We start from the raw sequence: 3538 nt of genomic DNA, 5'->3' as shown, positions 1-3538 counted from the left end.
GAGCAGGGCGTCCAGGTCATTCGTCACAGATCGATCTTGGACGCCCTGTCTGCGTTCCCAAACGCACCGTCAGCATTCGGAATGACTCGTCTAGGCGGCCTCGCGCCGCACGATGGTGGCTGGGCGACGGTTCGGCCCTTGCCGAAGCCGACTCCCGACGGCAGGAGGCCGGTTGGTCGACCGCCAGATCGGTTTTCTCCCTGAACCCGGTCAGCAACGCTGAAGCCAGCGTGCCAGCTCAGTCGCCGAGGCCCCAGTCGCGGACGGCCTGGGCCAGTTCCGCCTTGGTCATGCCCGTAGCCTCCTGGAGCTCTCTGAGCTGCTGATGCAGCGGAATGCGGGGGAGCCGTCCCGAAGCAGGTGCCCCCCCGGCTCGGCCTCCGCGACGAGGCCTGTCCGCCGTGCCGTAGCTGAGGGGACGCCCTCGGTCAGGGTGCGAAGAAGAGAGTGGGCCCGCCGGGCTGTGCCGGCGGCGACCTCGGCAAGGCTCTGCTCGACGAATCCGGCGACGGCCGGGACCCTGGCTGCAGGGCGTTCCGGCTCTTCCTCTCCGCTGAGGAGGAGTTTGGAGACCGACTTCTCTCTGGTCTCGTTCAGGGGATTCCGGGTGCCGAGTACTACAGCCGGAGATCTTGAGGGTCAGTGATCGGCGGGATCGGCTGGTGCCGGGCCCAGGCCCGTAGGTGGTGCAGGATGAATTGCGCAAACACCACCCGCGGCTCAGGCCGGTTGAATAAGGACCTCAACGAGCCCGTCAGCTTGACCAGTTCGTCACGCCACTCGGCTATCAGCTCAGCCGTCACATCCCTCATCATGCCCGGTCAACGACAACCCCGGGGCGCGGTCACAAGATCTCCGGCTGTAGTACCAGTCACCCTCCGACGAGGGAACTGTGCACCTCAGGTGGCCATACGCCTGGAGGGAAGACACCGAGTTCGTAAGCCCGCGCTATCAAAGCACATCGATTGGGAGCAGCCAGTCTCTTACGGAGCACAGACAGGTGGTAGTCGAGGCCTTGTCTACTTACGTGCAACTGGAAGCTGATTTGCTTGTTGCTCAACCCGGCAGCTACCGCCTCAAGAACCTGAGCCTGGATTCGCGTTAAGCCGAAACTTTTCGGCACCTGCAAATAACCTCCATCTCGCCGCCTCCAGGGATAGAATATACATGCCCCACGCTTTCGAGGTTTCCGCTCCACCCATATTCGCATAACGCCCGGAATCAACCCCTTTTCGCGCGAAGACATCAACACGTGATCGTAAAAGTAGTCACGTAAACCTGCGCAGAGGGCTTTCCAGCAGTTGTCATGCCGAACTCTATTCAGCGGGGCGAACAGCGAGTCGACGTCAGAGCCGCGCAGTTCATCGCTAGATAATCTCAGCATTCTACACATTTCCAGGTTCGCATCAGTGACCTGTTTAGATAGGTCAAAGAATGCCATCGGAGCCGGCGCCCGGAAGCAAGAGTACGGACAGCAGTCGAATTTTCCGGCGGCTGCCGATTCGCGATCTGACTCTGATGTATTCAAAGAATCGACCACACCCCCTGAAAAAACACAATGCAGAGCGTAAATGAGGAATACTAGCATCCCTGATGCTGCACGATATCTCGTGCACATTTGGTCGTGGGTGAGATTTTCTCCTTCTCGTGGCGGCACTCCGACCCGAACCGCCGCGAACTACGGAAATGCCAGATCGCGCTACTGATGAGAAGCTCTTCGACTCCCATCATGGAAGAACCTGACCTGCGGTGGCGCATCTCGGGAGGAGAGTCGCAAGAGTTTCTCATCAGGAGCGATCTGCCGCATAGGCGCCCAGAATATCGAGGCCTGGGAAAGATCCGCTACATTGTCGAGCAACCCTTCGCCCTGCTCTACTACTTCAAATACCTCACAGTCTGCTGGGAACGGTGCACCAAACTCCACGACGCCTCCACCTCCCTCGCTTGCAGGTATATCTGCTGGAGGCGGCTCAAGAAGGCACGATGACGGTCGTTTCACAAGATCTCATGCTGGATCGGAGGCGCAGAGTTGACGTTGAGGGCACCCAGTGGGTGGGAAAAATGAGCTGCCACAAGTTTTCCATTCCTGGTAGCCTGTATAGTCCAGCTTGTTGCAAGTTCATCTACCAGCAATAGCCCGCGGCCACCTTCTTGTTTCCCGCCCGGAGTCCGGACGTGCACTGCGCCGAGATCGACTAAAGGATCATGCACGGCCAGTAGCGTTTCTAGTTGGCTGTCCTCAATGATCAATCCTAGAGGACCTGGTGTATGTTTAACTGCGTTTGCGACTAGTTCACTGACAACTAGCATCATGTCAAAGAGTCGATCGGAAGAGGTCGAACCAAGAAGATTGCGCACCGCGTTGCGGGCTACCCATGCAGGCACCTTGCTGTTTTTCAAGCAAAGCTCGTACCGCATCGACGGTTCCGAGGCGGGTGAATTAACCGAGATCGAAGTCGTTGGCAACAGAGATCCCTCTCTATCGTTTACGGAAGCCCCTTCTGTGTATATCTCCATGCAAAAGCATGGGTCGACTGATCTCGACTCGGGACTTCATATGCCATTCAGGCCCGCGCCCAGGTACCGGCGTTCGGGTAGTGGCGCGGCTCGGAAAAATATCGGCGGCACTTCGAAGTGGTCGCCACCACCCACCCCTGCCTTCTCTAGTAGGCAAGCTGAAACTCAATTCGCGTTTTCGGTCAGGTGTCCATGATCAGGCCCGTTTCAAAGTCCTGGTGATCGCGTGAGTCCGCAGGTCCAGGGTCTTTGCGTGAAGTGATCTTGTCTGGGTTCATCCGGTGAGGCCGAGGAGGGTCAGGGGGCGGCGGTAGTCGCGGGCCGCGCGGCGGAGGGCGGCGGCGATGTTGGTGCGGCCGTCTTGCCGGTGGAGGCCGATGGCGAGGTTTCGGAGACTGGCCATCGTGCGGGGCAGCTGGGCGGTGCGGACCTTGGAGTCGTCCTCACGGAAGGTCCGATCACGGACGTGGTGGAGGAGATTCTCGATGCCCCAGTGGCCTTTGATCCATGAGGCGAGTTGCGCGCCCGTGGCCGCGCCCGGCGGCAGGCTGGTGATCAGGTAGACGCGTTCGATGGTGAGCTTCCCCGAGCCGAGGTCGCGGTGCCGGCGCACCACTTGGAGGGCCTGGCGGGTGTCGGGGTAGTCGAGGTGGGCGAACGTAGCGGTCTTGAGACGGCGGATCTCCATGCGGTGGTGGGCCCGGGTGCGCTCGTAGTGGTCGAGTGCGATCTCCTGCCAGGGCAGGGTGCGGATGCGGTCGTCTTTCTGGCTCATGTGGGAGGGGCAGCGGCGTGTGGAGGCGTGGTGCGCAGCTAGGGCACGACGACATGGACGTCGTGGCGTGGGGTGGGACGGGTGTTCTTTCGTCCGGATGGCCGTCCGGGTCCGGGACTGGTGGGTTTCGGTGCTCTGGCAGGACAGGCGTGAGGCTGTCGCACAACTCCCCGCCCTCGACGGTCAAGTGTGTCTTCGGGGCTTGTGGGTGAAGAGCTTGTTGAGGTTGTGAACCGTGCCGAGGAA

Annotated in this window: 3 protein-coding genes and 1 pseudogene; all 4 read right to left on the bottom strand. The window is 60.3% G+C overall.

All coding sequences use genetic code 11. The features are described from left to right. Positions 1–871: 871 nt before the first annotated feature. Complete coding sequence (locus ACFYMC_RS29625; RefSeq protein ID WP_388531205.1) at positions 872–1210, bottom strand: response regulator transcription factor; 339 nt, start codon at positions 1208–1210, stop codon at positions 872–874. A 785-nt stretch (positions 1211–1995) separates the two neighbouring features. Beyond that, positions 1996–2400, bottom strand: a complete 405-nt coding sequence (locus ACFYMC_RS29620) for an ATP-binding protein (RefSeq protein WP_388531202.1) — start codon at positions 2398–2400, stop codon at positions 1996–1998. A gap of 391 nt (positions 2401–2791) precedes the next feature. Then, complete coding sequence (locus ACFYMC_RS29615; protein WP_388531200.1) at positions 2792–3292, bottom strand: hypothetical protein; 501 nt, start codon at positions 3290–3292, stop codon at positions 2792–2794. 47 nt (positions 3293–3339) lie between these two features. After that, a pseudogene (locus ACFYMC_RS29610) lies at positions 3340–3538 on the bottom strand (hypothetical protein); the annotation flags it as partial.

This window comes from Streptomyces sp. NPDC006879 (assembly GCF_042869595.1).
Lineage (GTDB): Bacteria > Actinomycetota > Actinomycetes > Streptomycetales > Streptomycetaceae > Streptomyces.
The sequence above is the reverse complement of the archived record's forward strand: the minus strand, read 5'-3'. Positions and strand labels throughout refer to the sequence as shown.

Excerpts from the sequence above, each read along its gene's own strand:
- ACFYMC_RS29615 (WP_388531200.1), bottom strand. The coding sequence starts at position 3,292 with ATGAGCCAGAAAGACGACCGCATCCGCACCCTGCCCTGGCAGGAGATC.
- ACFYMC_RS29625 (WP_388531205.1), bottom strand. The coding sequence starts at position 1,210 with ATGCGAATATGGGTGGAGCGGAAACCTCGAAAGCGTGGGGCATGTATA.